The organism is Desulfolutivibrio sulfodismutans DSM 3696 (assembly GCF_013376455.1).
GTDB lineage: Bacteria > Desulfobacterota > Desulfovibrionia > Desulfovibrionales > Desulfovibrionaceae > Desulfolutivibrio > Desulfolutivibrio sulfodismutans.
Map to the genome: position 1 here is coordinate 3,031,820 of NZ_CP045504.1, position 13,881 is coordinate 3,045,700.

The 13,881-nt window shown below is 63.9% G+C and carries 11 protein-coding genes; 8 read left to right on the forward strand and 3 right to left on the reverse strand.

Features of this window, described 5'->3' with window-relative positions:
- The first annotated feature begins 31 nt into the window (after positions 1 to 31).
- From GD606_RS13840 to GD606_RS13855, 4 genes are all read left to right on the forward strand, one after another.
- Positions 32 to 1,195 carry a YibE/F family protein gene (locus GD606_RS13840; protein WP_163301053.1) on the forward strand — a complete coding sequence of 388 codons (1,164 nt, stop codon included), beginning with the start codon at positions 32 to 34 and terminating at the stop codon, positions 1,193 to 1,195.
- 187 nt (positions 1,196 to 1,382) lie between these two features.
- Positions 1,383 to 2,111: a superoxide dismutase gene (locus GD606_RS13845; RefSeq protein WP_163301054.1), complete on the forward strand. Its 729-nt coding sequence runs from the start codon at positions 1,383 to 1,385 to the stop codon at positions 2,109 to 2,111.
- A gap of 525 nt (positions 2,112 to 2,636) precedes the next feature.
- Positions 2,637 to 3,089, forward strand: a complete 453-nt coding sequence (locus tag GD606_RS13850; RefSeq protein ID WP_163301055.1) for a hypothetical protein — start codon at positions 2,637 to 2,639, stop codon at positions 3,087 to 3,089.
- A 30-nt stretch (positions 3,090 to 3,119) separates the two neighbouring features.
- Positions 3,120 to 3,533: an amphi-Trp domain-containing protein gene (locus GD606_RS13855; protein ID WP_163301056.1), complete on the forward strand. Its 414-nt coding sequence runs from the start codon at positions 3,120 to 3,122 to the stop codon at positions 3,531 to 3,533.
- Between the two features lie 160 nt (positions 3,534 to 3,693).
- Here the strand turns inward: GD606_RS13855 and GD606_RS13860 are convergent, their stop codons facing one another.
- Positions 3,694 to 5,256 (reverse strand): sigma 54-interacting transcriptional regulator, encoded by a 1,563-nt coding sequence (locus GD606_RS13860; protein WP_163301057.1) that lies wholly within the window; start codon positions 5,254 to 5,256, stop codon positions 3,694 to 3,696.
- A 203-nt stretch (positions 5,257 to 5,459) separates the two neighbouring features.
- On the opposite strand from GD606_RS13860, the gene GD606_RS20790 reads away from it, so the two are divergent.
- Positions 5,460 to 8,177, forward strand: a complete 2,718-nt coding sequence (locus GD606_RS20790; protein ID WP_163301058.1) for a cation-translocating P-type ATPase — start codon at positions 5,460 to 5,462, stop codon at positions 8,175 to 8,177.
- A 70-nt stretch (positions 8,178 to 8,247) separates the two neighbouring features.
- On the opposite strand, the gene GD606_RS13870 is transcribed toward GD606_RS20790, so the two are convergent.
- On the reverse strand, positions 8,248 to 9,321 hold the full coding sequence (locus tag GD606_RS13870; protein ID WP_163301059.1) for a type I restriction endonuclease: 1,074 nt from the start codon (positions 9,319 to 9,321) through the stop codon (positions 8,248 to 8,250).
- 145 nt (positions 9,322 to 9,466) lie between these two features.
- On the opposite strand from GD606_RS13870, the gene GD606_RS13875 reads away from it, so the two are divergent.
- The 3 genes from GD606_RS13875 (at position 9,467) to GD606_RS13885 (ending at position 11,648) form a co-directional block, all read left to right on the forward strand.
- Positions 9,467 to 9,847 (forward strand): ArsR/SmtB family transcription factor, encoded by a 381-nt coding sequence (locus tag GD606_RS13875; protein WP_163301086.1) that lies wholly within the window; start codon positions 9,467 to 9,469, stop codon positions 9,845 to 9,847.
- 83 nt (positions 9,848 to 9,930) lie between these two features.
- Positions 9,931 to 10,905: an ABC transporter ATP-binding protein gene (locus tag GD606_RS13880; RefSeq protein WP_163301060.1), complete on the forward strand. Its 975-nt coding sequence runs from the start codon at positions 9,931 to 9,933 to the stop codon at positions 10,903 to 10,905.
- Positions 10,902 to 11,648: an ABC transporter permease gene (locus GD606_RS13885; protein WP_163301061.1), complete on the forward strand. Its 747-nt coding sequence runs from the start codon at positions 10,902 to 10,904 to the stop codon at positions 11,646 to 11,648. Before GD606_RS13880 ends, GD606_RS13885 begins: the two co-directional genes overlap by 4 nt.
- 131 nt (positions 11,649 to 11,779) lie before the next feature.
- On the opposite strand, the gene GD606_RS13890 is transcribed toward GD606_RS13885, so the two are convergent.
- Positions 11,780 to 13,681, reverse strand: coding sequence for a bifunctional lysophospholipid acyltransferase family protein/GNAT family N-acetyltransferase (locus GD606_RS13890; protein WP_163301062.1), 1,902 nt, complete (start codon positions 13,679 to 13,681; stop codon positions 11,780 to 11,782).
- Positions 13,682 to 13,881: the final 200 nt, after the last annotated feature.

Sequence of the window (13,881 nt, forward strand, 5' to 3'; positions counted from 1 at the left end):
CGCCAGGACAGACTGGCGAGAGGATGTCCGAATGATCCCTGTGGAGTCGAAAACGCGGCGCGATGCGCTGCTGTCCCTTTTGTTTCTGATCCTGACCGTGGGGTTGGCCTTTCTGCCCACGGGGTACGAGTCGCATGTCGACGGAAACGCCGTGCAGTGCAAGGGCCGCGTCGTGTCCGTCAGCGACGCCGACGTGCTGCAATTCGGGCTGGTGCGCACGGGTATTCAATCCGTGGAGCTCGAAATCCTGGACGGGCCCCACGCCGGGCAGACCGTGCGGGGCTTAAACCAGCTTCTGGGCAAGATGGAGATGGACAAGATCTTCGTGCCCGGGGACACGGCCCTGGTGGTGCTTACCCGCAACGCGGCCGGGGAGGTCACCCACGTCAACCCCGTGGACCACTACCGCCTGGGCCTGGAGCTGGTGCTTTTCGGGCTTTTCGCGGCCCTGCTTCTGGTTTTTGGGGGATGGACCGGGGCCAAGGCCCTTTTGTCCTTCGCCTTCTCGGCCCTGGCCATCTGGAAGATCCTCATTCCGGCCTTCCTTGACGCATACGACCCCATCCTGGTCTCCCTGGCCGTGGTCACGGGGATGATGGCCTGCGTCATCTTTCTGGTGGGCGGGCTCAACAAAAAGGGCGTCGCGGCCTTTCTGGGCTCCATGTTGGGGGTGGGCACGGCCTGCGTCCTGGCCCTGATCTTCACCGACCTCTTCCGACTGCACGGGGCCATCAAGCCCTTTGCCGAGAGCCTTCTCTATACCGGCTACGGCCACCTGGACCTGAAGCGCATCTTTGTGGCCGCCGTGTTCATCGGTTCCTGCGGGGCCATGATGGACCTGGCCATGGACGTGGCCGCCAGCATCGAGGAGGTGGCCCGGAGCATGCCCGGGGCCTCGCGCCGCCAGCTTCTGGGAGCGGGGCTGCGGGTGGGCCGGGCTGTTGTGGGCACCATGACCACCACGCTGCTCTTCGCCTATTCTGGCGGCTACATCGCCCTGCTCATGATGTTCATGGCCCAGGGGGTGCCGCTTTCCAACCTCTTCAACCTCATCTACGTGGCCGCCGAGGTGCTCAATACCCTGGTGGGCAGCTTCGGACTGGTGGCCGTGGCCCCGTTCACGGCCCTGGTGGGGGCGTTTTTATTCGGCGCGCCGCGTCTGGCCGCCCGGAAAACGGAACGCGCCCCGGCCTGATCCGGACAAACCCGGCCTGATCCGGCCGGACCCGGAATATCCGGCCGGAATCGGATGGGCGCAAACGGGGACCGGGGCAGTCCTGAGAAAAGGGAGGCGAGGGGGTTTCTTTTTCCAGCCGGATCGGTGAGGATGCAAGCATCGTAAACCTCTTCGCGCCCTCTGTGGCGTCCCAAGGAGCGAGCCCATGACATCCGAATCCCATACCAGCTCCCTTTCCCGTCGCGAATTCCTGGGGTTTGCCGCAGGCGCTGGCCTTGTGCTGTCGTCGCTGTCCGCCATGTCCGGCCTGTCCGGCACGACGGCCTTTGCCGCCGAAGGCCCGGTCTTCGCGCTGCCGCCCCTGCCCTATGCGGAAAACGCCCTGGAGCCGCACATCTCGGCCAGAACCATAAGCTTCCACTATGGCAAGCACACCAAGGCCTATTACGACAACGCCAACGAACTGCTCAAAGCCGTGAATCCGGCCCCGACGAGCCTTGAGGCGGTGTTTCTTGCGGCCGGGAAGGATCCGGCGGCCCTGGCCCTTTTCAACAACGCGGCCCAGGCCTGCAACCACACGTTTTACTGGAGGGGCCTGACCCCGGGCGGCCCCAAGGCCCCCACGGGCAAACTGGCGGAGCTCATCACCGCGTCTTTTGGGGATTTCGAGGCCATGAAAAAGGAATTGGCGGCCACGTCCGTGAGCCAGTTCGCCAGCGGCTGGGGCTGGCTGGTGCAGGACGGCGGCACGCTTAAGGTCGTCAAGACCCCCAATGCCGCCAACCCCCTGCAAAACGGGCAAAAGCCCCTTTTGACCGTGGATGTCTGGGAACACGCCTATTATCTGGACTATCAGAACCGCCGGGCCGACTACGTCAAGGCCGTGTTGGACAACCTGGTGAACTGGGATGTGGCGGCCGCCAACCTGGGGTAGGGGGGAGCGATCCACAGGGGAGGGGCGACGCTTTTCCCGTCGCGCCGGGAAATGATGGGTCCGTGTTCGGCGTGGCCACGCCGGAGGACCGCCCTGCCCGTCGCGCTCAAGGATGGGGTGGGGACGACCGATGCGTCAACCCGACGGACATCCCCCCGGTGCGCCCGGTGATGACGGCCTGGGTCTGGCGGACCGGAGTCCTGCCCCGGTGCGCCCGGTGATGACGGCCTGGGTCTGGCGGACCGGAGTCCTGCCCCGGTTTTGCCCGGGGGCGGACCAGCCGCGGGGTGTCGCTCCCAGTGCGCCGCAACGCTTCGCTCATTCCATGACGGCGTAACGCGCCGAAGCGCTCCCTTCCCGGGGGCCGTACGGCCATGCTGTCGGCGGGACGTGCGGCCCCCGAACCATTTCCGGGAATACGGCTTTCTACCGACTCTGGGCGGCTCGGAACACACGCATTTCTCTCTGGCCTGCGAGGGTCGGCAAGCGTACACAAATTCCCGAAAACAAGAACAAAAGATGTTCTTGACGGCGTACGAAAACAGACATAAAAGACGTACGAGATATGTACAACAAGACGGAGGAATTATGTCGATATTCAAGCAGGATAAAGAAGTAAAGCGCATGATTTTCAATGTGGATTCTGAGATTTCTGAGCGCATTGAGGCCATTCGTGAAGAGGCGCGGAGCTTTGGAAAAAAGCTTGATGTTGACACGGCTGTGAACAAGGGGCTCGAGAAGTTCCTCAAAAAGGCCGAGAAAAAAATCGAAGAGATGCGGCACGAGGCCAAGGGCAAAAAACGCCACCTGCCCGCCGACATCGTCGCCCGCCCGGACGATTCCCCGGCCCTGCCCGAGGAAAAGGCCCTGGCGGAAAAAACGCCTTCCCAGCCTGCCGTCCCGACGCCTGGGCAGGTCAAGGCCAAGGTCAGGGACACCCCCCTCTTCGAGGGAGCCGCCACGTCGGAAAAACACTAACCAACAACGAAACACGAAGGGAGAAGGGACATGGGAAAGCACGGCATAAGCCTCAAGGGCACGGTTGATTTCGCCAGCGCCAGCGCGCTTCTGGGCGACTTGGTCAAAAGCTTCGGGGAAAAGACCGTGTGTCTGCAGAAAGGATCGGAATTTTGCACCCTCAAGCCCGGCGAGACCGTGAGTTTCGAGATCGAGGCCGAGCGCAAAAAAAACCGCCAAAAGCTGGTGATTGAGTTGTCCTGGCTGGACGAGGTTCCGGTTCAGGAGGCCGAGGCCGTGAAAATCACCTCTGTCGAACCCGAACCTCTGCCCGAGCCCGAGCCAGAATCCGAGGCCGAGACCCCGGCCGAGGCCGCCGTCTCTGAGGCGTCGCCGTGCCTGGTCGTGGCCGAGGCCCCGAAAAAGGACGAGGAAGCCTCCCCGGGCAAAAAGGCGAAAAAGTAGCTCGCGCGGCGTCCCTTTTGAAGAGCGGGCGTCGTTTACTTTAAAAGCGCCTCCCGCCGTGTTCACGGCGAAATCCGGCTGCCCGGATTTCGCCGACAGAGCCAAACCCGTTGCCGCCTCCCGGGGGCGTCCGCGATGCCGGACGACCCCGGGGGAACGGTTATCCCTCGTCCCGTGGCCGCAGACCGTGCCGCTTTACCCGCCAGCCGAGCTGGCGGGGGGTCAGGCCGAGTTCCTGCGCCGCCCGGGTCCGCACCCAGCCGTGCCGTTCCAGGGCCGCACGCACCCGGGCCTTCTCCATGTCCCACAGGGTGTCCGCCGATGGGGCCTTTTTCCCAGCATCATCCGGGCCGGTTCCGCCCCCGGGGGGCGGGGAAAAGATCCGCGCCGGAAGATCCCCCACATCCAGGCGTCTGCCGGAGCGCGACAGCAGGGCCTCGGCCGCGATCATCCGGACCTCTTCGTCGTTCCCGGGCCAGGGATAGGCGCACAAGGCCCTGATCGCCCGTGGCGTGAACGACAGACGCTCCCCGGCCCGTCCGGCCAGAAGGTCCACGGCCCGTTGCAGGAGGACGGGCACGTCGTCCGGCCGTTCCCGCAGGGAGGGCAGGCGGATCGTCCGTACGCCGCCGTCGCCGGTTTCGGGCTGGCCAAACAGGGCCGCTAGCTCCGGGATGCGTCGGCGCAAGGCCTCTGGGGCCAGGCTCGACCCCAGAATCACGCGGACCTTCGCCCGGCGTCGGACGGCGGATTGGACCCGCGTAAACCAGCCCTCGCGCACCAGCCGCACCAGCCGCGCGGCGGCGTCCCCTCGGGCCGGGTCCGTCTCGGCCATGTCGCTGGCCAGGGCGGCCATATCGGCCACATAGAGCGTCCCGCCTGCGGCGTCCTCCACCGCGCCGAGGCTGGCGGCGCCGCTGTCGTCACGGCCGAAGACCTCTTCCACGGCCTGCGCCCGGGCGGCCGCAAAGGGCCGCGCGGCCCGGGGCGACAACTCGTGGATGAGCCGGGCGAACTGGGCCTTGCCCGTCCCCGGTTCTCCCCAGAAAAGGACCGTGCCCGGTTCGCGGGCCGCCCGTTCCACCTCCAGGCGCACCCCTGCCAGGCCCGGACAGCCCCCCGGGCCGAAGGCCTCGGCGAATCCCGCCAAGACCCGGCTGCGCAGGGCCACCGTCTCGGCGGCATGGGCGGCCCGCAGGTCCGCCAGATGCAGCCCGGACTCCACGGCCCGGGCCAGAAGCCCCGCCGCAGCGGGCATGGCCGCAAGCCCCGGTCCCTGCGGCTCGGTCTCGGCCAAAAGCGCCCCCCGCACCTCGCCCCCGCCGGGATGGGGCGCGCCGAAGGCGGCCACGGCCAGCACCGTGTCGGGTGCGCCGCCACGGCCCGGACGACCGAAAAAGACCGCCCCGTCCCCCTGGGACGCCTCCCCTCCCGGGGCCCGGACCAGACCCGGCGGGCCGGGATGCAGGGAGTCCCGCAGCCTCTCCCCGCTGACGTCCCATGTCCCGGCGTCGGGCACGGCGGCCCGCAGGCAGGGAACCTCGTCGCCGGGCAAGAGGAGGATCACCCCGGCCCGGGCGGCATGGGACGCGTCCACGAACGCCGCAAGCATGCCGCGTAGCAGATCGTCCAGGGCGGCGCGCGGCGCGGTGTCGCCGGAAAGGGGCCGCATGGCCCGGGCCATCCCGGTCACGATGTCCAATGGTGAAAATGCGCTCTGCATGCCTGCCTCTTATCACCCTTTGCCGCGACTTTCACCGGGTTTGCCGCCCGCCTCGTCATCCGTCCCGCCCGGCCCGGGGATCGCGGTTTGCGCCGGGGGCGTTCTTGGGTACACTGCGTCGGCCGACGCCGCAGGCCGTCCCGGGTGGTCATCCGGGAGGAGTCTTCGCCTCGCCGACCACACGCCAATCACGGAGACGCCGCATGGAACGCCCCTGGCATGCCCTGTCCGCAACAGACGTGGCCCGCACCCTGGAGGTGGACCTCGTCCGGGGACTCGACCCGGAAGAGGCCCGCAAGCGCCTGGAAACGCAAGGCCGCAACGAACTGGTCCGGGAAGAGGGGGCAAGCCCCTGGGCGATTTTTTTCGGCCAGTTCAAAAACCTCCTCATCCTCATCCTCATTGCGGCCATCATTCTCTCGGCCCTGGTGGGCGAGGTGGTCGACGCGGCCATCATCGCCGTCATCGTGGCGTTTTGCGCGGTGCTTGGCTTCGTGCAGGAATACCGGGCCGAAAAGGCCCTGGCGGCGTTGCGCAGGATGCTGGCCCCGGAGTCCACGGTCCTGCGCGGCGGCGAGACCCTGCGCATCGATTCCCGGGACATCGTGCCCGGCGACGTGCTGGCGCTGGAGGCCGGGGATAAGATTCCGGCCGACGCCCGGGTGGTCGAGTCCCACGTCCTGCGCTGCGACGAGGCCCCCCTGACCGGCGAATCCGTGCCCGTGGGCAAGGCCTGCGCGGCCCTGGACCCCGGGCTTGGCACGGCGGACCAGAAAAACATGGTCTTCACCGGCGCCGCCGTGACCTACGGCCGGGGGCGGGCCGTGGTCACGGCCACGGCCATGGACACCGCGTTCGGGCGCATCGCCAAAGAGGTGGCGGCGGTGAAGACCGAGAAAACCCCCCTGGAAAAGCGCACCGAGGAGATCGGCAAGTGGCTGGGCATCGTGGCCACGGGCATCTGCGTGCTGGTGGCCGGAATCAGCGTGTGGCGGGAATACGGCACGGGCCTGGTGGATCTCAAATTCCTGATCACCGTGACCATGTTCGCCGTGGCCCTGGCCGTGGCCGCCGTGCCCGAGGCCCTGGCGGCCATCGTCACCGGCGCGCTGGCCATCGGCATGCGCGAGATGGCCAAAAAACACGCCCTGGTGCGCAAGATGCCCGCCGTGGAGACCCTGGGCTGCACCACGGTCATCTGCACGGACAAGACCGGCACCCTGACCCGGGGCGAGATGACCGTGCGCCGTCTGATCCTGGCCTCGGGGGGGCTGACGGTCACCGGCGGCGGCTATGCGCCCCTGGGCGAGGTGTGCGGCCCGTCCGGGCCCGTTCGTCCCGGGGCGCTTCCTAACGACCTGGAGGCGTTTTTGCGCTGCGCCGTGCTGTGCAACGACGCCGATCTGGCCGAGGTCGAGGGCAAATGGGGCATCCGGGGCGACCCCACCGAGGCGGCCCTGGTGGTGGCTGCCGCCAAGGCCGGGATTTCCCGGGCCGAGGCCTGCCGGGCCTGCCCCCGCCTGGACGAGCTGCCCTTTTCCTCGGAACGCAAGCGCATGACCACCATCCATGACCTGCCGGGCGGCGGGCGCATGGCCTGCATGAAGGGCGCGCCCGAGATGGTCCTGGCCCGCTGCACGCGGCTGCTCGACGGCGACGTGGTGCGGGAGCTTTCGCCCGCCGACCGGGCCGCCTTCCTGGCCGAAAACGAGGCCCTGGCCGGGCAGGCCCTGCGCGTCCTGGCCCTGGCCCATGTCCCCCTGGAGGCCGCCTCCGGCCCGGGCTGCGACGAGGACGCCGTGGAGCGGGACATGATTTTTCTTGGGCTGGCCGGCATGATGGATCCGCCGCGCCCCGAGGCCGCTCATGCCGTGGCCGTGTGCCGTTCGGTGGGCATCCGGCCGGTCATGATCACCGGCGACCATGCCCTGACGGCCCTGGCCGTGGCCAGGGAGATCGGCATCTGGCGGGAGGGGGAGGAGGTCATGACCGGCGGGGAGCTGTCCCGGCTGACCGAGGCCCAGTTCGCCGACCGGGTGGCGAAGGTGTCGGTCTACGCCCGGGTGTCGCCCATGGACAAGCTGGCCATCGTCAAGGCCTGGAAGGCGCGCGGCGAGGTGGTGGCCATGACCGGGGACGGGGTCAACGACGCCCCGGCCCTCAAACACGCCGACATCGGCGTGGCCATGGGCATCTCGGGGACCGAGGTGGCCAAGGAGGCCGCCGACATGGTGCTCACCGACGACAACTTCGCCACCATCGTCACGGCCATCGAGCAGGGCCGCTGGATCTACGACAACATCAAGAAATATCTGGCGTTTCTCATCCAGTGCAACCTGACCGAGGTGGCGGTCATCGGCGGGGTGGTGTTGGCGCTGGGGCCGGAATACCTGCCGCTTTTGCCTGCGGCCATCCTCTACATCAATCTGGCTACGGACGGACTGCCCGCCCTGGCCCTGGGCGTGGCCCCGCCGGACCCGGACATCATGCAGCGACCGCCACGCGATCCCCGGGAAAGCGTGTTTTCCCGGGATGTCATCGCCTTCATCGTCCGGGCCCTGGTCATTGAGATTCCGTTTTTCTTTTTTCTGTTTTTCCACGACCTGGGCGACATGGCCCATGCCCGCACGGAGATCTTTTTTCTTTTTATCATCGTGGAGGTGGTCATCGCGCTCAACTGCCGGTCCCTGCGCTACAGCGTCTTCACCGCGCCGCCGCACAAATGGCTGGTCCTGGCCGTGGGCTGGGAACTGGCGCTCATCGCCGTGCTCATGCAGTTCGACACCGTGCGCGAGTCCTTCGGCATCATCATGCCGACGGCGCAAGACCTGACGATCATCGTCCTGTTCAGCGCGGTCATCTTCGCAATCATGGAGCTGACGAAATACCTGCTGCGGCGTCGGGACGTGCGGATGATGTAGAGAGATTTACTTGAAGCTGCCGACCGGTTCAAGTCGGGCGGCAGCTTCGATAAATGATGTCCGCAACACCCTAATCGCTTGTTTCATAGAGGGAGATGGCGGATTTGATGTCTTGAGAATACTTGTAGATGTCGTCAAGAGTAGAGAGGTGGACTCGCTCTTCCGCTTTTCCCGCGCGGATAAGGCCAAGTTGTTTGTTTTGTCCATTAAATCGAAGCCGACAAATGGGCTTGCGATTGTTGTCGTCAAGAAGTATTCCCATGTAGCTTTGCGTATCTCTATAGTGAATTCGCTCTGCATCACAAGTTTCACGCAAAATCGATTTTATAATATAGAATCCTTCTATCTCTTCTTGAGTGGTAATGACCTTGTCGTCTTCTTTCTGCCCATCGGTTTCTGCCGAGGGGTCTTCCACTTTTTTGGCTGGCTCAGTGTCAGCCATTATAGATGTAAGCCGATCTTTTATCTTGTCATTTATGAAATTGTGTAAAGCCCTTTTGACGATTTCCGTAAATTGCTCTTTAACATTCTTTGTTATCCTTCCGTGATAAACACGGCTTGTAAAGAAACATACCAAGTCTTCTGTTGGCGATGCAATTTCTGTAGCGAGAATCTTTTTGATTTCTCTGGTATATTTAAGTTCGCTGGCTGCGGATAGTGCATTAACGATGTCGAAATTTGTTTTTGAAAGTTTTTTCAATTCAGGAACGAGCGTCTCATCTATGGCCAAGAAATCGAATTCCATGAAAGGTTTGGAATCCATTTTGTTTTGACTTTCGAGGTCAGTAAAGAATTTATATGTTGAACCATTCGTGAGAATGGCTATGCGCGCCTCTGTAACCGAAAAATAACGGTATAATTGGCTTGACTGGGTCTGTTCGAGCGGGAATCCGTAGGGCTTGCACTCAAACAGAATTATTGGCTTTCCATCCAAGAGCAATGCATAATCTACTTTTTCACCTTTTTTTATCCCAACATCAGCAGTAAATTCAGGTATGACCTCGGAGGGGTTGAAAATATCGTAGCCCAGCATGTTGATGAACGGCAAGACGAGAGCTGTCTTCGTGGCTTCTTCGGTGAGCAGATGTTCTTTCTGTTTTTGGATTTTTCCGGCCAAAGCCTGAATTTGTTCTGAAAAGTCCATGCGATTCTCCTTTGCAAATATGATATCGAGCGTCTGAAGATTGGTAAAGCGGCAAATCATTTTTCGGATGCCGAGTGTAGCCATTTGACCAATGCAGAGTGATCTCGCTTGACAAAAGGAAAAAATGAAACAAGTATCTGCGAACATGCTTAAACAAATAGTACCCAAAACCTCCGGCGGGGCGGCGGCCGAGCGCCTGGCTCGCATCTGCAAGGTGCTCGCCGTGGACACCCGGGTCCGCATGCTGGAGATGCTCGCCCAGCGCCAGATGTGCGTCGGGGCCCTGGCCCGGGCCCTTTGCATCACCCCGGCCGCCGTGTCCCAGCACCTGCGGGTTCTGCGCGACGCCGGGGCGGTCGTGGCCGACAAGCAGGGCTATTTCGTCCACTACCGGGCCGACCTCGGAACTCTGGCCGCCTGGGGCCGCGAGACAGCGGAGTTTTTTACGGCTGGACAGGAAAAGCCGGAGGCAGGTGAATCCGGCGCGGCCCGCCCGCCTGCGGGACACGGGGAAGCGGCGTCCTGACCGGGATTTTTTTTGTGAGCTATCATAGTATGTGCGCGAAAACTTAAATATAGGCCGGTAAGGCCTTGCGGAAAGGCGCGATCATGAACCACGCAATCCAGGCTGTGGATTTGAAAAAACACTTCGGCGAGGTGCCCGCCGTGGATGGGGTGTCGTTTGCCGTGAACCCGGGAGAGCTTTTCGGGCTCCTGGGGCCCAACGGCGCAGGCAAGTCCACCACCATCAACATGCTCATCGGCCTGGCCAGACCAGGGGCCGGGTCTATCCATATCGGCGGCGTGGACTGCTCGAAAAATCCCAAGGCCGCCCAACATCTGATCGGCGTGGTCCCCGACGACAGCAACCTCTATCCGGAACTGTCCGGCTACGACAACCTGTGCTTTTGCGGCGCGCTCTACGGCATGGACAAGGCCGCGCGGCAAAAACGGGCCGGGGAGCTTCTGGAGCTTTTCGGACTGGCCCCGGCCGGGCAGCGCAAGTTCGGCGGCTATTCCAAGGGCATGAAGCGCCGCCTGACCATCGCCGCCGGGATCATGCACTCCCCGGGCATCCTTTTTTTGGACGAACCCACCACGGGCGTCGATGTGGAGAGCGCCCGGCACATCCGGGCCCTTTTGGCCGAACTGCACGCCGCAGGAACCACCATCCTCTTGACCACCCACTACATCGAGGAGGCCGAGCGGCTGTGCGGCCGGGTGGCCTTCCTGGTCAAGGGGCGGATCATCGCCGTGGATATGGTGGAGCGGCTGGTGGCCCCGCTTTCCGGCCGCCATGCCGTGCGTGTGGTGTGCGCCGGAGAGGTGGCGGGCCATGTGGCGGCCTTGGCTGCGGCCTACCCCGACTGTGAGTTCACCCTGGCCGGAACGGACGCCATCAGGGTGGAGTGCGGCTTCCCGGTGCGGGTGGGGGCGGTGGTGCGCTCCCTGGAGGAGGCCGGGGCCGAGGTGTTGGAGGCCCGTCGCCTGCGGCCGTCCCTGGAGGACGTGTTCGTGCGGTTTACGGGCATTGAGGCCGAGGCGCTACGCCGGGAAAAGGAAAAGGGGGGCAAGGCGGCATGAGACGGCTGACCATCTTCTGGAGCATCGTGGTGAAAGACATGCGGACCTATTATCTCAAGCCGCCCAATGTCAGTTGGGGACTGCTTTTCCCCCTGGCCTGGACAGGCATGTTTTTCATCCGTTCCGGGTCCGGACTGGAGAGCGTGATGTCCCTGTTGCCGGGGGTGGCGGCCATCTCGGTGCTTTTCGGGACCACGTCCATGCTGGCCGTGACCGTGACCTTCGAAAAAAAGAACCGGTCCTTCGACCGGCTGCTCCTGGCCCCGATTTCCTTGGAAGTGCTCATGCTGGCCAAGACCGGGGGGGCGATATTTTTCGGGGTGCTCAACGCCCTGGTTCCCATGGCCATGGCCGCGTTTCTGGTGGATCTGTCCGGGGTGGCCTGGGGGACGTTTCTCGGCGTGGTTTTTCTGGTGGCCGTGGCCTCGGCCTTTCTGGGGCTTTTCATCGCCGTGGCCGTCAGCGAGGTCTTCGAAGCCCAGACCTTCTCCAACTTTTTCCGGTTCCCCATGCTGTTTTTGTGCGGACTGTTTTTCCCGGTGGCCAAGCTGCCCGTGGTATTGCAGCCTTTGTCCTACCTGCTGCCCCTGACCTACGGCGTGGACGCCTTGCGCGGGGCCATTCCGGAAGCGGGCGGGGGCACTATCTTGCCCCTGGGGCTGGATGTTGCGGTCCTGGGAATCTTTTGCGTCGGGCTGTTCACAGCCAGCCTGTGGAACGTGCGGCGCAAGTGGATCGCCTAGTGTGGCGTTCCACAAAAAAAGAGCCATGTTTTTTTGTGAATAAAAACCATACGCCCCATGTGTTGCGGCCTGCTAACCCATGACGGGAATGACCGGACGCAACACGCGCGGGTGATCCGTAAAAAGTACGCTTACGCGCAGCGCGGCAACCCGCCGCCCGTCCCGCCTGTGCCTTCCGGCCCGTTGGCATCATGCCCGGCGTGCACTGGCCCAAGCCCGTGGAAGTCCAGAAACCGGGCCAGCCCATCCTTGCCCATGTAGCGTTCGAGCTGCTTGCGATCCGTGCGCAGAAGATCCACCACGATGAGCCCGTCCAGGGCGTCGGCGAATTCATGATCCACATTAAAGGCCAAAAGCTTGCCCCCGAGCTTGAGGTATTGGCGCAGGAGCACCGGGATGCCCTTCTGGTCGGATTCGATGTCCGCCAAGAGGTCCACCAGGTCGTCCAGGTCCGTGACCAGGGTGCGGGCCGCGTTTTTGAGCCAGTGCTGCTCCTTGAGCGGGGTGCGTGGCCGGACCAGCCGGGCCAGTTCGGGCAGGGCGTTTTGTTCCTTGAAATAGCGGGCGATGAGCTGGCGGGAGGCGGTCTTGTATTCGTTGGTGATGCTGACCGGGCCGAAAAGGATCTTGTAGGTGGGGTTATGCACCACAAAACGGGCCAGACCTTTCCATAACAGCAAAAGCGGCGAATAGCTTTTCTGGTATTCCGGGCGCACGAAGGACCGCCCCATCTCCAGGGCGGGGCTGATGTGCCGCAAAAAACGCTCCTTGAGCACGAAGAGCGTGTCCGTGTACAGGCCGCGCTGGCCCATGCGGGACAGGATCTCGTCCGTGCGGCCGATGCGGTAGGCCCCCACCACCTCGCGGTTTTTTTCGTTCCAGATGAAAAGATGCAGATAATAGGCATCGAAGGGGTCCAGGTCACAGGCCTTGCCCGATCCCTCGCCCACGCGGCGGAAGGTCAATTCACGCAGCCGTCCTATCTCGCGCAGAACCAGGGGGAGTTGCCCGGCCTCGGCGCATAGAACCGAAAACTCGCCGCTTTGGAACAGGCGGCATTCCTGGGGCAGGGCCGCGATTTCGTCGGACAGCAGATGGGGGTCCGCCGCAGGGATGAGCGCCTCCTGCCGTCCCGGCCCCTTGGGCAGGAAAAGCTTGGGACGGGGGCGGGACTTGGCCCCCCGGGCGCCCAGAAGGTAGGAGCGCAGGCGCAGGCAGCGGATGATGAGTTCGTCGGCGTTCTCCTCGCCCTCGGCCATCTGTTCCAGCCGGGAAAAGGGGATCGGGGCGCCGATGCGCACCTCGATGGGCTTGTCGCCCTTGTTGAGAAATTCCCGGGGCAGAAGGGCCGTGCGCAGCCGGGGATGCACCAGCCCCAGAAGCTGGAACAGGCGGCTGTTGTTGCCCTCGAAAAACATGGGCACCACCGTGGCCCCGGTTTTGAGGATGATCCGGGCCACCGAGGCGTTCCAGGCCGGATCGGAGACGGTGGGACGGCGGTTCTTGAACTGGAGGTGGGACACCTCGCCCGCCGGAAAGACCCCCAGGATGCCGCCCCGGCGCAGATGGCCCAGGCTTTCCTTGAGGGGGCGGATGTTCTGCTTGGCCGCGTTCGAACTGCCGAACGGGTCCACGAAGATAAAAAATTCGGACAATTCGGGAATACGCTGAAGCAGGAAATTGGCCATGATCTTCACGTCGGGCCGCCGCGAGGCCAAAAGCCCGGCCAGGATCAGTCCTTCCAGGCCGCCGAAGGGGTGGTTGGCCACCACCACCACCGGGCCGCTTTCCGGGATGCGGGCCATGTCCTCGTCGCTGACCCGGTAGGAGAAATGAAAGGCCTTCAGGGCGGCGTCCACGAAGTCCCGGCCCACGGCGTCAGGGGTGATGGTCGCATAGATCTCGTCGATGCGCGACATGCCCAGCATCCGGCAAAGCGGGGCCTGGGCCAGTCCGAACAGACCCCGGAGCACGGGGCTTACGGTCGTGGGAAGCTGGATGTCGAATATGGGCTTTCGTGTCGTGTCGGCCATATATCCCCCTGTGGCGCTGGTGTCGGCATTGTGCGGCGACTTGGACATCACCCGGCTGCGAACTTGCGGCACTGTGGCGGAGGCGTGTTACGGGAGCATGATGGTTCGGTGAAATTGCACGGCTGGACGTGAGGACGCGGCCTACGACGGCCGGAGTCGGGTCCAGCCAATGCCGCTTTATACCTCACATCGGGAGGCCA

Coding starts and splice junctions, on each gene's coding strand:
- GD606_RS13840 (WP_163301053.1), top strand. CDS start 32: ATGATCCCTGTGGAGTCGAAAACGCGGCGCGATGCGCTGCTGTCCCTT.
- GD606_RS13845 (WP_163301054.1), top strand. CDS start 1,383: ATGACATCCGAATCCCATACCAGCTCCCTTTCCCGTCGCGAATTCCTG.
- GD606_RS13855 (WP_163301056.1), top strand. CDS start 3,120: ATGGGAAAGCACGGCATAAGCCTCAAGGGCACGGTTGATTTCGCCAGC.
- GD606_RS13860 (WP_163301057.1), bottom strand. CDS start 5,256: ATGCAGAGCGCATTTTCACCATTGGACATCGTGACCGGGATGGCCCGG.
- GD606_RS20790 (WP_163301058.1), top strand. CDS start 5,460: ATGGAACGCCCCTGGCATGCCCTGTCCGCAACAGACGTGGCCCGCACC.
- GD606_RS13870 (WP_163301059.1), bottom strand. CDS start 9,321: ATGGACTTTTCAGAACAAATTCAGGCTTTGGCCGGAAAAATCCAAAAA.
- GD606_RS13875 (WP_163301086.1), top strand. CDS start 9,467: ATGCTTAAACAAATAGTACCCAAAACCTCCGGCGGGGCGGCGGCCGAG.
- GD606_RS13880 (WP_163301060.1), top strand. CDS start 9,931: ATGAACCACGCAATCCAGGCTGTGGATTTGAAAAAACACTTCGGCGAG.
- GD606_RS13885 (WP_163301061.1), top strand. CDS start 10,902: ATGAGACGGCTGACCATCTTCTGGAGCATCGTGGTGAAAGACATGCGG.
- GD606_RS13890 (WP_163301062.1), bottom strand. CDS start 13,681: ATGGCCGACACGACACGAAAGCCCATATTCGACATCCAGCTTCCCACG.